This is a genomic window from Streptomyces violaceusniger Tu 4113 (assembly GCF_000147815.2).
Classification (GTDB): Bacteria; Actinomycetota; Actinomycetes; order Streptomycetales; family Streptomycetaceae; genus Streptomyces; species Streptomyces violaceusniger_A.
Map to the genome: position 1 here is coordinate 8,748,664 of NC_015957.1, position 18,118 is coordinate 8,766,781.

Sequence of the window (18,118 nt, forward strand, 5' to 3'; positions counted from 1 at the left end):
TCTCGCCTCTCTGTTGAATGTTCTTGATTGATCTCACGCAGGGTTAGTGAAGGCATACCGAGCGCACTCACGAGTGCGCCATGCTCAGGGTGTCCAGATCAACAAGGGAGGACGTGATCATGGCGCGACGACTGCGCTTCAACGGCACGGGCAGCGGCGATAATGGCTGCCCCGCTGTGCACGAGGACCTGGACACCGGGGAGATCGTTATTCACGGCGCACCGCTCACCGACCCGGAGGAGGTCGACCAGCTTCAACACCTGGGCGAAGGCGAAGTACCGATCGTGGTGCCGCGCGAACTGCTCGTCGACTTCGGCCCCAAGGAAGTCATGCGGGTGCCCCGCACCATCGATCTGGACGCCTTCAACGACCTCTTCAAAAAGTTCGACCACACCGCATGGCGGTTGGAGACCCGCCGCAGGTTCGCCTCGGACGAGGCCACGGACACCTACGCACAGTTCGTCGCGGGCGAGCCGGTTCAATGGGATTACGAACACCCGTGGTGCACCAGCGTCCGAGCACAGACGGATGAAGGCAAGCGGTTGGAGCGCGTCCGCATCGTTGACAACCCGCCGACCACCGGGCAGCTCTATCTGCTCAATAACGCCAAGCGCAACTGTGACATGGGAGAGGACATCCGCAACCTGTGGCGAGCGGACGCCGATCGACTGCGGCTGCCCGCAGAGGACTTCTGGATCTTCGACTCCAAGTTCGTCGCACTGCTCAACTTCGATGACGACGACAATCTGCTCAACGTCGAGCTGATCACGGAGCCGGTGGCGGTCAACCGCTATGTCCAGGTTCGCGATGCAGCATGGCACTACGCCGTCCGGTACGACACGTTCGCAGCAGGACTGACTACGTAGGTTGCCAGTACCGTGTGACCGGTGAGCACTGACTTTCAACAGGCGCGGGTGGCCCTAGGAGCGCGGCTTCGGGAACTGCGTACGGCATGCCCTGGAGGTCGGCTCACCGGTCCACAACTCGCCGAACGGCTGGGCTGGCCGCACTCCAAGATCTACAAGCTGGAGAACGGTCGCCAGACCGCGACAGCCAAGGATCTGCGCGCCTGGGCCACGGCAACAGACCAGCCGGAAGCTGCCGAGGAACTACTGTCTCGGCTGAGCGGCCTTGAGTCCCAGATCCGGTCGTGGCGCCGCCAACTGGCCGCCGGGCACAAACCCGTTCAGGACACGATCAACGCCGAGCACCAGCGCTCGATCACACTGCGCGGCTGGGAAAACTGTCTCGTGGTGGGCATGCTCCAGACGGCTGACTACGCACGAGCGGTCTTCACCCGGAACGCAGACCTACACAAGTCTCCACGAGACACCGAGGCTGCGGTACGCGGTCGGCTACGGCGCCAGGAAGGGTTGTACGACTCGCGCAAGCGGTACCACATCATCATGTGGGAGGGGGCGCTCCGCGCCCTCGTCTGCCCGCCGTCGGTGCTCGCCGCACAGCTCGACCGGCTCATGAGCGTCGTCGGCCTGGACACGGTCGAGCTGGGCATCGTGCCCTTCGCCGCGCCTTTGAAGATCCAGCCCGCCAACGGATTCTGGGTCCACGACGAGCGGCTGGTGCTCGTCGAGGACTGGCACGCGGAACTCTGGATCAACGACGCCGACAGCATCGCCCTCTATCTGCGCGCCTGGAACACCCTCCGCGAATCCGCCGTCTTCGGGGCCGATGCCCAGCGCTTGATCAACGAGGCCCGGCGGGCGCTGATCGGGTAGCGTGGCCGTCGCCCGTACGCACCGAGGAGGTGAGACCCATCAATGCCAGTTCAGGCTGGGTGCTCTCGCCGCAGGGATACACGGGATAGCTGACTGCCGGGAGCGCCCTCGGGGATTCCGAAAGGCTTCCAGGCTCTCATGTCGGCTTCACCTTCACTCATTACCTTCCCCACCGTCGTCTCCAGGCTCCGCGCCGCCGGGTGTGTGTTCGCCGAGGACGAGGCGCGGTTGATCCTCGCCACGGCTCGTACCCCGGCCGGGCTCCTCGCCATGGTGGACCGGCGTGCTGCCGGGCTTCCGCTGGAGCATGTGCTCGGCTGGGCGGAGTTCCGGGGGCTTCGGATATCCGTCGATGCCGGAGTCTTCGTGCCGCGTCGGCGTACCGAATTTCTGGTCGAGCAGGCCGTGGCGCTGGCTCGGCCCGGGGCCGTCGTGGTCGATCTGTGCTGTGGCTCGGGCGCGCTGGGCGCCGCACTGGCCTCCGCCCTGAGCGAGGTGGAGCTGTACGCGGCCGATATCGACCCCGTCGCGGTGGCCTGCGCGCGCCGCAACGTCGAGCCTGCGGGTGGCACGGTGTACGAGGGCGATCTCTACGAGCCGCTGCCCGCCGCGCTGCGCGGCCGGGTCGATGTCCTGCTGGCCAACGTCCCGTATGTGCCGACCGAGGAGGTCGGGCTGTTGCCGCCGGAGGCCCGGGTGCACGAGGCGCGGGTGGCGCTGGACGGCGGTGTGGACGGGCTCGACGTCCTGCGCCGGGTGACCGCCGGAGCGGGCCGGTGGCTGACCCCGGGGGGCTCGCTGCTGTTCGAGACGAGCGGGCGGCAGGCGGCCTCGGCCATGGACATCGTTGCCGGGGACGGGCTGGAGCCTCGGCTGGCCGAGTGCGGGGAGCTGGAGGCGACAGTGATCATCTGGACGAGGCCGTCGGCGCCTCAGGGGATGTCCGACGCACCTTGACGCCCGAGGCGGGGAGCCAACCCAGCCCCTCCGGCGTTTGAAGAGCGGGGCCCAGGGACGAAGCCCCGGCGGGGTCTGGGGCGAAGCCCCGGCTTCGGGAAGGGGCGGGGAGGGGAAGGATCCGCCGGACACCCAGGAGGACCCGGCTGGAGCGGCAGCGCGCCGCCCCCTCGCACCCCACGCGCCCACGCACCTACGCACCTACGCCCGCAGCTCCTCCGCCGCGTCCGTGACCCGGGCGATCAGCCGCAGCAGCGTCTCCCGCTCCGTCTCGTCCAGCGGGGACAGGAAGACCCGGTTCATCCGGGCCGTCCGCGTGACCAGCTTCTGGTGGACCCTGGCCCCCTCCTCCGTCAGGCGCAGGACATTGCGGCGGCCGTCGTTCGGGTCGCGGACCCGCTCCAGGAGGCCGCGGCGGGCCAGGCGGGCCACCAGGTCGGCGATGGTGGAGCGGTCGAGGTGGACGTGTTCGCTCAACGTCCGCTGGTCGATCTCCGGCCTCTCCGTCAGCGCGTTGACCACCGCGAACTGCGGCGAGGTGATCTCCTCGGAGACCATCGCACCCCACAGCAGGGAGTGCGCCTGCTGGAAGCGGCGGGCCAGATGCCCGGGGTGCGTGTTCAGATCCACCGCGCCGCCCATGCCGTGCCCTCCCGGCCTTCCCACTACGCCATTAGTCCGTGCACTGAGTGATTCTGCCCTGTGGAAGACCCCATGTCGAGAGGCCGACATTCGCCCTAGACTCTCTTGACGAGCGCACCAGCCAATGACAGCGTGCGGAACCGACACCACATTAGTCAGCACACTGAGTATCTGAGCATCCTGACCGCGGACTGAGCGGAGTGACGATGGCCGACATCCGAAACCTGCAGGACGCCGTGGCGGACCTCGTCCACGACGGGGACACCATCGCGATGGAGGGCTTCACCCACCTGATCCCGTACGCCGCCGCGCACGAGGTCATCCGCCAGGGCATCACCGATCTGACCCTCGCCCGGATGACTCCGGACGTCATCTACGACCAGCTCATCGGCGCCGGACTCGTCCGCAAGCTGGTGTTCTCCTGGGGTGGCAATCCCGGCGTCGGCTCGCTGCACCGCTTCCGTGACGCCGTCGAGAACGGCTGGCCGCGGCCGCTGGAGCTGGACGAGCACAGCCACGCGGGCATGGCGAACCGCTATGTGGCGGGCGCCTCCAAGCTGCCGTTCGCCGTGTTGCGCGGCTATCGGGGAAGCGACATCCCGACCCGTACGGACACCGTCTCCACCGTCGTCTGCCCCTTCACCGGGGAGGAGCTGGCCGCCGTCGCGGCGCTCAACCCCGACGTCACCGTCATCCACGCCCAGCAGGCCGACCGCGCCGGCAATGTGCAGTTGTGGGGGTTGACCGGGGTGCAGAAGGAGGCGGCGCTCGCGGCGGAGCGGGTGCTGGTGACCGTGGAGGAGATCGTCGAGGAGCTGACGCCACGCCCCGGCGGGATCGTCCTGCCGACCTGGGTGATCGACGCCGTCTCCGTCGTCCCCGGCGGTGCCCACCCCTCCTACGCCGCCGGGTATTCGACCCGCGACAACGCCTTCTACCAGGCATGGGATCCGATCGCCCGCGACCGCGAGGCGTTCACCAAGTGGATCGACGGACACGTGCGCACCACCGAGGGAGCCCTCACCCGATGAACGCGACCCCCGCCGGCCCGACCGGGTTCACCAGCGACGAGCTGATGGAGGTCAACGCCGCCCGCGCGCTCGCCGACGCCACCACCTGCTTCGTCGGCATCGGCCTCCCCAGCACCGCCGCCAACCTCGCCCGCGCCACCGTCAACCCCGGTCTCGTCCTCATCTACGAGTCCGGCACGATCGGCTCCAAGCCCACCCGGCTCCCGCTGTCCATCGGCGACGGCGAACTCGCCGACACCGCCGACACGGTGATCTCGGTGCCGGAGGTGTTCAACTACTGGCTGCAGGGCGGCCGGATCGACGTCGGCTTCCTCGGCGCCGCCCAGGTCGACCGCTACGCCAACATCAACACCACCATCGTCGACCGCGGCCCGGACAGGCCCGAGGGCCGCCTCCCCGGCGCGGGCGGCGCCCCCGAGATCGCCTCCAACTGCGGCAAGGTGCTGATGGTGCTGCGCCACTCCACCCGCAACTTCGTCAAGCGGCTGGACTTCGTGACGACCCTGGGCCACGGCAGCGGCCCCGGCGACCGTAAGAAGCTCGGCATGCCGGGGGCCGGCCCCGTCGCCGTGATCACCGACCTCGGAGTGCTCCGCCCCGACCCGGCCACCGCCGAGCTGGTGCTCACCGAACTGCACCCGGGCGTCACCGTGGCGCAGGTGCGGGCCGCGACCGGCTGGGAGCTGACCGTCGCCGACACCGTGGGCACCACCGAGCCGCCCACCCCCGATGAGCTGGCGGCGCTGCGCGCCCTCAAGGCCGCTGGGAAGCCCGCGGCAGCCGAAGAGCCCGGAGCGGCCGGAGAGCCCGGAGAGCCCGGAGCAGCCGAGAAGCCCGGCGCCGCCGGAGAGCCCGCGGCAGCCGAAGAGCCCGGGAAGGAGACCGATGAGCCCCACTCCCCTGCGTGACGTCTATATCGTCGACGCCGTCCGCACCCCCGTCGGCAAATACGGCGGCGCGCTGGCCGGAGTGCGTCCCGACGACCTGGCCGCCCATGTGGTGCGCGGCCTGCTCGCCCGCACCCCCGACCTCGACCCGGCACGCATCGACGACGTCTGCTTCGGCAACGCCAACGGCGCGGGCGAGGACAACCGCGATGTCGCCCGCATGGCCGTGCTGCTGGCCGGGCTGCCCGTCACCGTCCCCGGCGCGACCGTCAACCGGCTGTGCGCCTCCGGCCTGGAGGCAGTGCTGCAGGCCGCCCGCGCGATCGCGGTCGGTGACGCGCATATCGCCCTGGCGGGCGGGGTGGAGTCGATGAGCCGCGCCCCCTGGGTGCTGCCCAAGCCCGAACGCGCCTTCCCCGCCGGGCATCAGCAGCTCTACTCCACGACGCTGGGCTGGCGGATGACCAACCCGGACATGCCGCCGGAGTGGACCGTCGCCCTCGGCGAGGGCGCCGAACTGATCGCCGACAAGCACGGCATCACCCGCGAGGCGCAGGACGCGTTCGCGTTCGGCAGCCATGAGAAGGCGGCGCGGGCGTGGCAGGACGGGGCGTACGACGCCGAGGTGCTGCCGTATCCGGACACCGAGCTCGTCCGTGACGAGTCCATCCGCGACACCACCTCGACCGAGGCCCTGGCCAAGCTCAAGCCCGCCTTCCGCAAGCCGGACGGCACCGTCACCGCGGGCAACTCCTCGCCCCTCAACGACGGCGCCGCCGCGCTGCTGCTCGTCGACGAGGAGGGGCTGAAGGCCACCGGGCGCGAACCCCTGGCCCGGATCGGCGCCTCCGCCGTCACCGGTATCGAGCCGCAGTACTTCGGGCTCGGCCCGGTCGAGGCCGTACGCCGCGCCCTCGCCAAGGCGGGCCGCTCCTTCGCCGATCTGGCCACGCTCGAACTCAACGAGGCGTTCGCCGCGCAGGTGCTGGGCTGCCTCGCCGAATGGTCCGCCCAGGACCCCGGCTTCGACCCCGCGATCGTCAACCCGCGCGGCGGCGCCATCGCCATCGGCCATCCGCTCGGCGCCTCCGGGGCCCGGCTCGCCGGGGCCCTCGCCCACCAGCTCGCCGCCCGCGGCTCGGGGACGGGCCTGGCCACCTTGTGCATCGGCGTCGGACAGGGCCTGGCCCTCGTCCTGGAGAGGTAATCCGGACCGGAACGGCACGGCTGGTAATGGCTGGAAAGGCTGAAAGGTAAGGCTGAAAGCAGACATGACTCTCACCCAGTCCGACATCGACAGCGAACTCGCCCACATACGTGACGCATACGACAAGGCGCGCGCCGAAGGGGCTCCCGCCGCCGACCATCCGCCGCGCGACTTCCCCCCGTACCGCAGCAGTGTGCTGCGCCACCCCGAACAGCCACTGGTCGCGGTCCGCGGCGACCCGGAGACCGTGGAGCTGCACACCCCCGTCTTCGGCCACACCGACATCACCGCGATCGACAACGACCTCACGGCACAGCACCAGGGCGAACCACTCGGCGAGCGCATCACCGTCTCCGGACGGCTCCTGGACAGCCGGGGCCGCCCCGTCCGGGGGCAGCTCATCGAGCTGTGGCAGGCCAACGCGTCGGGCCGCTACGCCCATCTACGCGATCAGCACCCCGCGCCGCTCGACCCCAACTTCACCGGTGTGGGGCGGACGTTGACCGGCGACGACGGCTCGTATCGCTTCACCACCATCAAGCCGGGCGCCTATCCGTGGCGCAACCACGAGAACGCGTGGCGCCCCGCGCATCTGCACTTCTCCGTCTTCGGCTCGGCGTTCACCCAGCGCCTGGTCACCCAGATGTACTTCCCCGGCGATCCGCTCTTCGGCTACGACCCGATCCTGCAGTCGGTGACGGATCCGTCGGCGCGGCAGCGGCTGGTCGCGGCGTACGACCACGCGCTGTCGCAGCCGGAGTGGTCGCTGGGCTACCACTGGGACATCGTGCTGGACGGGCCGTCCGCCACCTGGATCGAGGAGGGCCGCTGATGGCCGAGAGGCTCGCACCCGGCGAGAAGCCCGTACCCGGCGAGAAGCTCCTACCGGGCGAGAAGCTCGCGCCCACCCCCTCCCACACCGTGGGCCCCTTCTACGGCTACGCCCTGCCCTTCCCCGACGGCGGCGAGATGGCCCCCGCGGGCCACCCCGGTGCCATCACGCTCCACGGCTACGTCTACGACGGCGAGGGCGCCCCCGTCCCGGACGCGCTGATCGAGCTGTGGCAGGCGGGCCCGGACGGCTCCCTCACCGGCGCGGGCGGGTCCATCCGGCGCGACCCGGTGACCGGCGGCTACCTCGGGCGCAACGGCGTGGACTTCACCGGTTTCGGCCGGATCGCCACCGACGCGGACGGCCACTGGACGGCCCGTACGCTGCCGCCGGCCCGTACGCTGCCGCCGGGCGGCGTGGCCGCGCCCGCCGCCCCGTACATCAGCGTGTGCGTCCTCGCCCGGGGGCTGCTGCACCACCTTTTCACCCGCGTGTACTTCCCCGGGAACGCCGAGGCCAACGCCGCCGACCCGCTGCTCGCCTCGCTCGATCCGGCGCGCCGCGAGACGCTGGTGGCGACGGCGGGGTCCCCGCCCGGGACGTATCGCTTCGACATCCGCTTGCAGGGCGAAGGGGAGACGGTCTTCCTTGAGTTCCGGTAGTTCTCGTCCCTCGGACGGCCACGACGTGGGGCTGCTGTCCCCGGTGCGGGCCGGGTCGGCGGTGGAGGCCGCCACGGGCGACACCGCGTTTGTGCAGGCCATGCTGGACGCGGAGGCCGCGCTGGCGCGAGTGGTGGCACCGGCCGGGGTGGCGGAGGCGGTGGCGGGCGCGGCCCACGTCGAGCTGTACGACGTACGCGATCTGGCGCTGCGCGCCCGCTCCGGGGGCAACCCGGTCATCCCGCTGGTCACCGATCTCACGGCGGCGGTGGCCTATACGGACGGCGAGGCCGCGCCGTATGTCCACCGGGGCGCGACCAGCCAGGACATCGTGGACACGGCCACGATGCTGGTGGCCGCCCGCGCGCTGCCGCTGATCGTGGCCGATCTGGACCGTACGGCGACGGAGCTGGCGCGGCTCGCCGCCGCGCACCGCGACACCCCGATGCCCGGCCGCACCCTCACCCAGCACGCCGTGCCCACCACCTTCGGGCTGAAGGCGGCGGGCTGGCGGGCGCTCGTCCTGGACGCCCGTGACCGGCTCGCGGCGCTGCGGCCACCCGCCCAACTGGGCGGCGCGGCAGGCACGTTGGCCGCCTTCGGGGCGGGAGCTGAGCTGCTGGCGCGCTTCGCCGAGGCGACCGGGCTGGCCGAGCCCGACCTCCCGTGGCACACCCTGCGCACCCCCGTCGCCGACCTGGGCTGCGCGCTCGCCTTCACCGTGGGGGCGCTGGGGAAGGTGGCGGCGGATGTGCTGGTGCTCTCGCGGACGGAGATCGGCGAGGTGGCCGAGGGGGCGGGTGGCGGATCGTCCGCGATGCCGCACAAGTCGAACCCCGTACGCGCCACGCTGATGGCCGCCGCGGCCCGTCAGGCCCCGCAGCTCGCCGCGACCCTGCTGGGCGCGCTGGCCGCGGAGGACGAACGGCCGGGCGGCGCCTGGCACGCCGAGTGGCAGCCACTACGGGAACTGCTGCGGCTCGCGGGGGGCTCCGCCCGGGACGCGGCGGAGCTGACGTCCGGGCTGAAGGTGTTTCCCGAGCGGATGGCCGATCATCTGCGGCTGACGGGGGGCTTGATCGTGAGCGAGCGGATCGCGGCGGAGTTGGCGGGGGTGGTCGGACGTGCCCGTGCGAAGGAACTGCTGACGGAGGCGTCGCGGCGCGTCGCGGAGGGGGGTGTGGGGCTGGCGGAGGCGCTGGCGGGTGCGCTGCCGCCGGACCGGCTGCGCGAGCTGACGGACCCGGGCACGTATGTGGGTTCGGCCCCGGCCCTGGTCGACCGTGCGCTGGGGCGCGATGCGTAACGTCCCCGGGCGGCAAGTTCCCCACCCCGCCCCTTCCCGAAACTGGGGGCCGCGCCCCCAGCCCCCCACTTCGGGGGCTCCGCCCCCGGACCCCCGCTCCTCAATCGCCGGAGGGGCTGGAAGATGCCCTCCGACCCGCGCCTCAGGGGCGTCGGGGGCGAACTCCCGTTGCCCCAGGGGTCCGAGGGCAGAACCCGTGGCTCTGGGCGGCGAAGCCCCAGGGGCCGGGGGGCGGAGCCCCTGAGGCGGGGGCTGGGGGCGCAGCCCCCAGTTTCGGGAAGGGGCGGGGTGGGGGAGAACAACCCGCCGCAGCCGCCTACGCACCCGCATACACCCACCAACCGGAGCACCCCAGTGACCGACAACCGACCGCACCACGACCTCACCGGTCCCACCACCACCGCCCCGCCCCTCATCCTCGGCCCCTCCATCGGCACCTCCCTCGCCGTCTGGGAGCCCCAGCTTCCCGCGCTAGCCCGCGCACACCGCGTGCTGCGCTGGGATCTGCCCGGCCACGGCCGCTCCCCCGCCGCGCTGCTGCCCGCCGACGGCTCGGCCACCATCGACGAGCTCGCCGCCCTCGTCCTCCGCCTCGCCGACGATCAGGGGTGGGAGCGGTTCGCGTACGCGGGCATCTCGATCGGCGGCGCGGTCGGGCTGTACCTCGCCGCCCACCACCCCGACCGGGTGAGCTGTCTCTCCGTCGTCTGCTCCTCGGCCCGTTTCGGGGACCCCGCCGTCTGGCGTGAGCGGGCCGCGCTGGTGCGGGCCGAGGGGACGGAGGCGATGGTGGCGAGCCGTCCGGGCACGTGGTTCTCGCACCGCTTCGCCCAATCCCCCGTCGGCGCTGCGCTGATCGAGGATCTGCGCGCCACGGACCGTGCGGGCTACGCCGCCTGCTGCGACGTTCTCGCCGCGTACGACATGACGGCCGACCTGGAGAGGATCGCGGCGCCCACCCTCGTCGTGGCCGGTCGCGACGACCCCGCGACCCCGCCCGCGCACGCCCGCCGGATCGCGGACGCGGTGCCCGGCGCGAGTCTGCTGGAGATCGCCGGGGCGGCCCATCTGGCGGGCGTGGAGCGGCCGGAGGCGGTGACGGCGGCGCTGCTCGCCCACCTCACCAGCACGGCGCAGCCGCGGCCGGGTGACGACGCCTCCCGCCACACCACCGGGATGGCGGTGCGCCGGGCCGTCCTCGGGGACGCGCATGTGGATCGCGCGGTGGCCCGGACGACCCCGTTCACCGCCCGCTTCCAGGACTTCATCACCCGCTACGCATGGGGCGAGATCTGGACCGGCGACGGTCTGGACCGGCGGACCCGGAGCTGCATCACCCTCACCGCGCTGATCGCCCACGGCCATGACGCCGAGCTGGCCATGCACATCCGGGCCGCGCTCACCAACGGGCTGACCCGGGAGGAGATCGGCGAGGTGCTGCTGCAGTCGGCGATCTACTGCGGTGTCCCGGCGGCCAACTCGGCCTTCGCCGCCGCCCAGCGCGTCTTCGACGAGCTCGACGCCGAGCGCGCCGCCGACTCCGACCCCGGCCCCGCCCCCGACCCCGACCCCGGCCCCGACCCCGACTCCGACTCCGACCCCGACCCCGACTCCGACAACTAAGGTCCGTCTTCGAACTGATCTTGCCCGGATCAGGAAACGTCACGGGCCGCCTGCGGGCTCAGCCTTTGTTCGCCGGGGGCCCACACGTGATCGTGGGCCGATCCCGGCCCTCGGGCCGGGGCAGGACTGCCAGCGCGGTGTCCGCGATGCCGTGCAGGGCCTTGGGGTCCAGGCCGGCTTTGCCCACCGCCTCGATGCCGCGGAGCACCGCCAACAGCAGTGCCGCCAGATGCTCCGGGTCCGCGCCGTCGTCAATGTCGCCGTTGCGTTGAGCGGCGGCAATCTCTCTCCGGAGCAGCGCCAGGAGTGCCGTCATGGTTTCGGCGGACCGGCTGCCGACCGTCGGGTCGTGTTGGGCCAGCTCGGCCGTGCCCTTGGCCAGCAGACACCCGCGGTGGTCGGTGTCGGCGGCGATGTTCGCCGCGATGAACTGCACGTACGCCGACAACCGGGCGAAGGCTTCTCCGTCCGGGGCGCCGGGCAGCCTCTGCTCGGCCTGTTCAACGATCGCGGTGCACCACTCATCGAAGACGCGATGGAACAGGGCGCTCTTGTCGCCGAATGCGCCGTAGAGACTGCCCTTGCCGAGGCCGGTCGCCTTGGCGATCTCGTCCATCCGCGTGCCCGCGTAGCCGGTCGCCCAGAACTGCTCTCGGGCCTGCTCAAGGACGCGGCGCTCGTCGAATTCTCGTGGTCGCGGCATGGCTTCAGGCTACCTTTCTTGACTTGATCGTCCATAACCGAGTAGGTTCTGGACGATGCATTCCACAACTGAAGGATTCGTCAGCCGGGTGCACTGCAGGAGAAGGTGGCCGTGATCACCGGGGGAAACAGCGGGATCGGGCTGGCCATCGCCCATCGTTTCGCTCAGGAAGGCGCGCGGGTCTTCCTGACCGGCCGCGACGCCGACCGCCTCGAAGCGGCGGTGAAGGAAATCGGTCCGGCGGCAACCGGCGTACGGGGCGATGTCACGGACCTGTCCGATCTGGACGCGCTCTACGCCCAGGTGCGTGAGCGGGCCGGGCGCATCGACGTGTTGGTCGCCAACGCCGGGATCGTCGCAGACGCCGCGCTCGGTGCGCACACCGAGGAGAATGTCGATCTGACCCTGGCCGTCAACGTCAAGGGCACCCTGTTCACGGTCCAGAAAGCCCTCCCGCTGCTCGCGGCGGGCGCCTCGATCGTGGTCATCGGTTCGAGCAACAGCGTGCGCCCCAGCGAGGGGCTCGAGGTCTACAGCGCGTCGAAGGCGGCGCTACGCAATCTGGTACGGAACTGGGCCCGGCAGTCGCGAGAGCGCAAGTTCCGGGTCAACGTGCTCAGCCCGGGGGCCACGAGAACGCCCGGCTTGATGGGGGCCGCGGGGCCGATCATCGAGCAGGTCGTCGACGCCATCGTGCCCCTGGGCCGGCTGGCCGAACCCGAGGAGATAGCCTCGGCGGCCCTGTTCCTGGCCTCGGACGCCGCCTCGTTCATCACCGGCGCCGAGCTGTTCGCCGACGGCGGCCACGGCCAGATCTGAGCTGCTTCGTCGAAAGCGGCGGTGACGATACCCATCAGGCAGGACACGCGAGCACTGCCCCGCTTCCACGTCACCGCCGCCGATCTCGGCTACACCCCTACCTGCCTCACCGGTCTCATCGGCCAAGGCGGTCGGCAGACGGCCCCGGAGAGCAGCAACGCGATCGCCGCGCTGACCCAGACCGGCGCCGACGGCCGGCCGTCCCCACCCCCCACGTCGACTCAGCGTCACATTCCGGTACCGAAAAGTGACATCCCTTCGCAACACCTCTGTCGTAATCCGCCTGCATCGTTGATCGTTGGGTCGTACGGAGACCGGGAACGGAGACCGGGAGACGAGGGGGCGCACGCCAATGTCCATGAGCCGCCGAAGGCTGCTGGGTGCGGGTGGAGGGCTGGCCCTGACGGGGGCGCTGGCCTCCGCCTGCGGGTCGAACACCGGGCGGGACGGCGATGACCACGCCGGCCAGCCCGTGCTCGAGCAGTGGTACCACCAGTACGGCGAACCCGGCACCGAACAGGCCGTCAGGCGCTACGCCGACGCGTTCGACCAGGCCAACGTCCAGGTGCAGTGGCGGCCGGGCGCCTACGACCAACAGACCGCCGCCGCACTGCTCACCACGTCCGGTCCGGACGTCTTCGAGGTCAACGGCCCGACGCTGGACCAGATCCAGGGCGGTCAGGTGGTCGACCTCACCGATCTCCTCAGCGAGGCCAAGGACGACTTCAACCCGGCCGTGCTCGCCCCGAAGACGTATCAGGGCAAGATCTGGGCCATTCCGCAGGTCATCGACACCCAGTTGCTCTACTACCGCAAGAGCATGCTGGAGGACGCCGGGGTGGAGCCGCCGCGCACTCTCGACGCGCTGATCGACGCGGCGAAGAAGCTCACCACCAGGGACGTCAAGGGGCTCTTCCTGGGCAATGACGGCGGCCCCGGCGTCCTCGGCGGCACCCCGCTCAACGCCGCCGGGCTCACGCTGGTCACCGAGGACGGCGAGGTCGGCTTCGACGACCCGGCCGCCGCCCGGACGCTCGGCAAGCTGCGTCAGCTCTACGCCGAGAAGTCGCTGCTGCTCGGGGCGCCCTCCGACTGGTCGGACCCGGCCGCGTTCACCCAGGGGCTCACCGCCATGCAGTGGTCCGGGCTGTGGGCGCTGCCGCAGGTGAAGAAGGCGCTGGGGGACGACTTCGGGGTCCTGCCGTTCCCGCAGGACGGGGCGCACGGCGCGCCCGCGGTGCCGGTCGGCGCGTACGGGGCGGCGGTCAGCGCCCGGTCCCGGCACAAGGCGGTGGCGAAGGCGTATGTGAAGTGGCTGTGGGTGGAGCGGACCGACTACCAGGAGGACTTCGCGCTCCGCTACGGCTTCCACATTCCCGCCCGGATCTCGCTGGCCACGAAGGCGGCCAAGCTGCGGCAGGGCGCGGCCGGTGAGGCGGTGCGCCACGTCACCGACCACGGCCATGCCGAGCCGCTGCTGTGGACCTCGGCGAGCAGGACGGCCTACCAGGACGCGCTCAGCCGGATCATCAAGGGCGGCGCCGACCCGGACGGCGAGCTGCGGTCGGTGGTCCGCAAGACCAAGGCCGAGCTGCGGCGCGTGCAGAAGAAGAACTGATGCGGGGGCCGCTGACCACCACACTGACACGCAAGCTGCTGGGCCCGCAGAACCGCCATCTGTGGTTCTGGATATTCGTCGGCCCCTTCGTCCTGGGGCTGACCCTCTTCACCTATGTCCCGCTCGCCTGGAGCGTGTACCTCAGCTTCTTCGACGCGCACAACACCGTCTCGCCCACGGACTTCGTCGGCTTCGACGACTACACGGCGATGCTGGGCGACGACGCGTTCACCGGCAGCCTGGTGACCTTCCTGGTCTTCACGGCGTTCATCGTCCCGGCGACCTATGTGCTCTCGCTCGCGCTCGCGCTGATGGTCAACCGGCTGCGCTGGGCGCAGGGGTTCTTCCGGTCGGTGTTCTTCCTGCCGGTGGCGTGCTCGTATGTGGTGGCGGCGCTGATCTGGAAGATGTCGATCTTCAACGGGGTGCGCTTCGGACTGGCCAACACCGTGCTGGACTGGTTCGGCGCCGATCAGATCGCCTGGCTGTCGACCACCGATCCGCCCTGGTACTGGCTGGTCATCGTGACCGTACGGCTGTGGCTGCAGGCGGGGTTCTACATGGTGCTGTTCCTGGCCGGGCTGCAGCGCATCTCGCCCCGGCTCTACGAGGCGGCGGCCGTGGACGGGGCGCGGCCGGGGTGGCAGGTGTTCCGCTACATCACCTTTCCGCAATTGCGGGCGACGTCGGTCGCGGTGGTGCTGCTGCTGGTGATCAACGCGTTCCAGGCGTTCGACGAGTTCTACAACCTGCTGTCGGACTCGCGCGGCTATCCGCCGTATGCCCGTCCGCCGCTGGTCTACCTCTACTACACGGCGCTGGGCCAGGGGCAGAACCTGGGCCTGGGCAGTGCGGGTGCGGTGATCCTGGCGCTGATCATCGCCGTGGTGACGGTGGTGCAGGCGCGGTGGTTCGGCCTGGGCCGGAAGGAGGACTGATGCGCACTTCCCGTAGCGCTTCCCCGAGCACTCGCCGGAGCACGCGCGCGAGCAATCCCCCGAGCACTCGCCCGGGCGTCCCCCCGAACACGCGCGATGTCCGGGACGCCCTCGTCGGCGTGGGGCGCGCCGTGCGGCTGGTGCTGCTGCTCGCGCTGGCGCTGCTCTTCGTGATCCCCTTCTATCTCCTGGTGCGCAACGGTCTGTCGAGCGAGGCGGACATCACCTCGCCGCAGTGGCGGTTCTTCCCGAGCGAGCTGCACTGGTCCAACGTCCGCGAGTTGTTCGACGACCCCACTGTGCCGATGGCGCACGCGCTGCTCAACTCCTCGCTGATCGCGGTCCTCACCACCGTGGGCACCCTGCTGCTGGCCTCGCTCGCCGGATACGGCCTGGCCCGCATCCCGTACGCCTACGCCAATGTGGTCTTCTACTGGATCCTGGGCACCCTGATGGTCCCGGCGGCGGTCACCTTCGTGCCCAGCTTTGTGCTGGTCAGCTCGCTCGGCTGGGTGTCCACCCTGCGCGGTCTTGTGGTGCCGACGCTGTTCAGCGCGGTCGCGGCGTTCATCTTCCGCCAGTACTTCCTGGGCTTTCCGAGGGAGTTGGAGGACGCGGCGCGGGTGGACGGTCTTGGCTACTGGCGTACGTACTGGCGGGTCGTGGTGCCGAACTCCCGGCCGGTCTTCGCGGCGGTCGGCACGATCGTCTTCATCGGCGCCTGGAACTCCTTCCTGTGGCCGCTGGTCATCGGGCAGGACCGGGACGCGTGGACGGTGCAGGTGGCGCTGTCGACGTTCACCACCGCCCAGACCGTCAACATCCATGAGCTGTTCGTGGCGGCGGCGGTGTCGATCGTGCCGCTGCTGGTGGTCTTCCTCGTCCTCCAGCGTCATATCGTCGCGGGCGTCGAGCGCAGCGGCATCGACGACTGAGACGGCTCATCCGGTGGCCGGGCCGCCGTCCGGGGGCGGGCCGCCATCCGGGGCCGGGCCGCCATCCGGGGCCGGGCCGCCATCCGGGGCCGGGCCGTACCGCCGCAGCCAGACCTCGGTCTGGGACAGATGCGAGGTGGCGGCCGCGGCGGCGGCCGCCGGATCGCGGGCGGCCACGGCGTTGATCAGCGCCTCATGGCCGAGGTCGCTGGCCAGCCGGATGGTGTCGGCCTCGGGGGCGCCGTAGATGCTGTAGTGACTGCCCCGGGCGCGCAGCACATCGGCGAGGGCGGCCAGCGCCTCATTGCCGCTCGCCTGGCACAGGGTGGAGTGGAACTCCCGGTCCAGCGCATGCCGTTCCGCCTCGTCCTCGGAGGCGGCCAGCCGCTTCTGCACCTCGCGCAGCCGGGCGAGAACCTGCTCGTCGGCACGGGCGGCGGCCAGCGCGGCGGCCTGGGCCTCCAGGGGGCGGCGTACGTCGAACAGCTCCAGCAGCCCGTCCAACGGCAGGACGTCCACGGTGGCGGCGAACCCGGCCAGCATCTGCCCGGGGCGCAGCGCCGATACGAAGGTGCCGGCGCCGTGACGGGACTCCAGCATCCCGAGGGCGGCGAGCGAGCGCACGGCCTCGCGCAGCGAGCCGCGCGAGACGCCGAGCCGCGCGCAGAGCTCGGGCTCGGCGGGGAGCTGCCGGCCGGGCGCCAGCTCACCCTTGGCGATCATGGCGCGCAGCCCGTCCGCCGCCCCATCGGTCGCGGCCATCCGGCCACCCCTTCCTGCCCACCCGTTCCCGGCCGCCCGGCTCAAGTCATTAGATGACTCCATGCTACCGGTCGGCTTCGTTACGCCCATTTTACGTCAAGGGCCTGTTCAGACCGGCGCGATCCCTCTACGGTTCCCGAAGCTCGACGAAGTCATCGGACAACTCGTCGGACAAGTCATCGGACAACTCACGCACCTCCCTCAGTCAACCAGGAAGGGACCCATGACCGCCGCCCCGTCGCACTGGACGCTCGATCCCTCCGTCGCCCATCTCAACCACGGCTCGTTCGGCGCCGTGCCGCGCACCGTTCAGGACGCCCAGCGGGCGTTGCGCGAGGAGATGGAGACCAACCCGGACGCGTGGTTCCGCGAGCTGCCCGAGCGGGTGGGCCGGGCGCGGGCCGCCGTGGCGCGGTTTCTGCGGGTCCCGGCGGATCACACCGCCCTGGTGCCCAACGCCAGCGCCGGGGTGAGCACCGTACTCGGCTCCCTGGCGCTTCCGCCCGACGCCGAGGTGCTGCTGACCGATCACACCTACGGCGCGGTGGCGATGGGCACGGCACGGGCCGCCGAGCGGGCCGGGGCCCGGGTGCGGACGCTGCACATCCCGCTGGAGGCCTCCGCCGAGGAGATCGCGGCCGTGGTCGAGGGGGCGCTGAGCGAGGCGACCGCGCTGGTGGTCGTGGACCAGATCACCTCGGCCACCGCCCGGCTCTTCCCCGTGGCGGAGATCGCCCGGCTCGCCCACGCCGTCGGGGCGAAGGTCCTGGTCGACGGCGCGCACGCGCCCGGCATGCTGGCCGATCCGGTCGGCCTGGCCGGGGCGGCCGACTTCTGGGTCGGCAATCTGCACAAGTGGTGCTGTGCGCCGCGCGGTACGGCGGCGCTGGTCGCGCGCGGGCCCGACGCCCAGGACCTGTGGCCGCTCACCGACTCCTGGGGCACCCCGGACCCGTTCCCGCGACGCTTCGACGTCCAGGGCACCTTGGACTTCACCGCCTGGCTCGCGGCGCCGCGCTCGCTGGAGTTCATCGAGGAGACGTACGGCTGGGACGCCGCCCGCGAGCGGATGTCCAAGCTGGCCGAGGTGGCCCAGGGGCTGCTGGCCGACGCCCTGGGCGCGGACCTGACCGCCGTCGGGGGCAGTGAGGCCCCGGCGATGCGGCTGGTCCCGCTGCCCGCCGGTCTCGCCGCCGACCACGAGGCCTCCCATGTGCTGCAGCGCGCGATCGCGGCCGACACCGGCTGCGAGACCGCGATCACCTCCTGGGACGGGCGGGGCTTCCTGCGGCTCTCGGCCCATCTCTACAACACCGTCTCCGACTACGAGCGACTGGCCGAGCGCCTCCCCGGAGTGCTCAGGGCCTAAGCGGCCTCGATGAAGTCCGGTGCGGTTCGGGTGCACCCCGAAGGGGCGCGGGGAACTGCGCGACCAGCCACGACACAGCCGCGGATGAACG

General features: G+C 71.3%; 18 protein-coding genes. 15 read left to right on the plus strand and 3 right to left on the minus strand.

What is annotated here, in order from left to right; all coding sequences use genetic code 11:
* Nucleotides 1–119 precede the first annotated feature (119 nt).
* The 3 genes from STRVI_RS35975 (at nt 120) to STRVI_RS35985 (ending at nt 2,693) form a co-directional block, all read left to right on the plus strand.
* Complete coding sequence (locus STRVI_RS35975) at nt 120–866, plus strand: DUF6879 family protein (RefSeq protein ID WP_014060487.1); 747 nt, start codon at nt 120–122, stop codon at nt 864–866.
* Nucleotides 867–887: 21 nt separating this feature from the next.
* A complete protein-coding gene (locus STRVI_RS35980; protein ID WP_014060488.1) occupies nt 888–1,736 on the plus strand; it encodes a helix-turn-helix domain-containing protein in 849 nt (282 codons plus the stop codon).
* A 138-nt stretch (nt 1,737–1,874) separates the two neighbouring features.
* A complete protein-coding gene (locus STRVI_RS35985; RefSeq protein ID WP_014060489.1) occupies nt 1,875–2,693 on the plus strand; it encodes a putative protein N(5)-glutamine methyltransferase in 819 nt (272 codons plus the stop codon).
* Nucleotides 2,694–2,894: 201 nt separating this feature from the next.
* Here STRVI_RS35985 and STRVI_RS35990 read toward each other — a convergent pair whose 3' ends face one another.
* A complete protein-coding gene (locus tag STRVI_RS35990; RefSeq protein WP_014060490.1) occupies nt 2,895–3,335 on the minus strand; it encodes a MarR family winged helix-turn-helix transcriptional regulator in 441 nt (146 codons plus the stop codon).
* Nucleotides 3,336–3,541: 206 nt separating this feature from the next.
* Here STRVI_RS35990 and STRVI_RS35995 point away from each other — a divergent pair, with 206 nt between their 5' ends.
* From STRVI_RS35995 to pcaDC, 7 genes are all read left to right on the plus strand, one after another.
* Nucleotides 3,542–4,366 (plus strand): CoA transferase subunit A, encoded by an 825-nt coding sequence (locus STRVI_RS35995; RefSeq protein WP_014060491.1) that lies wholly within the window; start codon nt 3,542–3,544, stop codon nt 4,364–4,366.
* Nucleotides 4,363–5,274 (plus strand): CoA-transferase subunit beta, encoded by a 912-nt coding sequence (locus STRVI_RS36000; RefSeq protein WP_014060492.1) that lies wholly within the window; start codon nt 4,363–4,365, stop codon nt 5,272–5,274. The genes STRVI_RS35995 and STRVI_RS36000 overlap by 4 nt, the downstream gene beginning before the upstream one ends.
* Nucleotides 5,252–6,460 (plus strand): thiolase family protein, encoded by a 1,209-nt coding sequence (locus STRVI_RS36005; protein WP_014060493.1) that lies wholly within the window; start codon nt 5,252–5,254, stop codon nt 6,458–6,460. The genes STRVI_RS36000 and STRVI_RS36005 overlap by 23 nt, the downstream gene beginning before the upstream one ends.
* A 64-nt stretch (nt 6,461–6,524) precedes the next feature.
* Nucleotides 6,525–7,292, plus strand: coding sequence for a protocatechuate 3,4-dioxygenase subunit beta (gene pcaH, locus STRVI_RS36010; RefSeq protein WP_014060494.1), 768 nt, complete (start codon nt 6,525–6,527; stop codon nt 7,290–7,292).
* Complete coding sequence (pcaG, locus tag STRVI_RS36015) at nt 7,292–7,954, plus strand: protocatechuate 3,4-dioxygenase subunit alpha (protein WP_014060495.1); 663 nt, start codon at nt 7,292–7,294, stop codon at nt 7,952–7,954. Before pcaH ends, pcaG begins: the two co-directional genes overlap by 1 nt.
* The gene (pcaB, locus tag STRVI_RS36020; protein ID WP_050993833.1) at nt 7,941–9,260 is read left to right on the plus strand and encodes a 3-carboxy-cis,cis-muconate cycloisomerase; all 1,320 of its coding nucleotides are present in this window, start codon (nt 7,941–7,943) and stop codon (nt 9,258–9,260) included. Before pcaG ends, pcaB begins: the two co-directional genes overlap by 14 nt.
* Nucleotides 9,261–9,614: 354 nt before the next feature.
* Nucleotides 9,615–10,883: a bifunctional 3-oxoadipate enol-lactonase/4-carboxymuconolactone decarboxylase PcaDC gene (pcaDC, locus tag STRVI_RS36025; protein WP_014060497.1), complete on the plus strand. Its 1,269-nt coding sequence runs from the start codon at nt 9,615–9,617 to the stop codon at nt 10,881–10,883.
* A gap of 58 nt (nt 10,884–10,941) precedes the next feature.
* Here pcaDC and STRVI_RS36030 read toward each other — a convergent pair whose 3' ends face one another.
* A complete protein-coding gene (locus STRVI_RS36030) occupies nt 10,942–11,586 on the minus strand; it encodes a TetR/AcrR family transcriptional regulator (RefSeq protein ID WP_014060498.1) in 645 nt (214 codons plus the stop codon).
* 111 nt (nt 11,587–11,697) lie between these two features.
* On the opposite strand from STRVI_RS36030, the gene STRVI_RS36035 reads away from it, so the two are divergent.
* From STRVI_RS36035 to STRVI_RS36050, 4 genes are all read left to right on the plus strand, one after another.
* Complete coding sequence (locus tag STRVI_RS36035) at nt 11,698–12,405, plus strand: SDR family NAD(P)-dependent oxidoreductase (protein ID WP_014060499.1); 708 nt, start codon at nt 11,698–11,700, stop codon at nt 12,403–12,405.
* Between the two features lie 352 nt (nt 12,406–12,757).
* Nucleotides 12,758–14,023 (plus strand): ABC transporter substrate-binding protein, encoded by a 1,266-nt coding sequence (locus STRVI_RS36040; RefSeq protein WP_014060500.1) that lies wholly within the window; start codon nt 12,758–12,760, stop codon nt 14,021–14,023.
* Nucleotides 14,023–14,961 carry a carbohydrate ABC transporter permease gene (locus STRVI_RS36045; RefSeq protein WP_014060501.1) on the plus strand — a complete coding sequence of 313 codons (939 nt, stop codon included), beginning with the start codon at nt 14,023–14,025 and terminating at the stop codon, nt 14,959–14,961. The genes STRVI_RS36040 and STRVI_RS36045 overlap by 1 nt, the downstream gene beginning before the upstream one ends.
* Nucleotides 14,961–15,896 carry a carbohydrate ABC transporter permease gene (locus STRVI_RS36050; protein ID WP_014060502.1) on the plus strand — a complete coding sequence of 312 codons (936 nt, stop codon included), beginning with the start codon at nt 14,961–14,963 and terminating at the stop codon, nt 15,894–15,896. The genes STRVI_RS36045 and STRVI_RS36050 overlap by 1 nt, the downstream gene beginning before the upstream one ends.
* Before the next feature lie 6 nt (nt 15,897–15,902).
* On the opposite strand, the gene STRVI_RS36055 is transcribed toward STRVI_RS36050, so the two are convergent.
* Nucleotides 15,903–16,658, minus strand: coding sequence for a FadR/GntR family transcriptional regulator (locus STRVI_RS36055; RefSeq protein ID WP_014060503.1), 756 nt, complete (start codon nt 16,656–16,658; stop codon nt 15,903–15,905).
* A 223-nt stretch (nt 16,659–16,881) separates the two neighbouring features.
* Between STRVI_RS36055 and STRVI_RS36060 the strand changes: the two genes are divergently transcribed.
* Nucleotides 16,882–18,027, plus strand: coding sequence for an aminotransferase class V-fold PLP-dependent enzyme (locus STRVI_RS36060; RefSeq protein ID WP_014060504.1), 1,146 nt, complete (start codon nt 16,882–16,884; stop codon nt 18,025–18,027).
* Nucleotides 18,028–18,118: the final 91 nt, after the last annotated feature.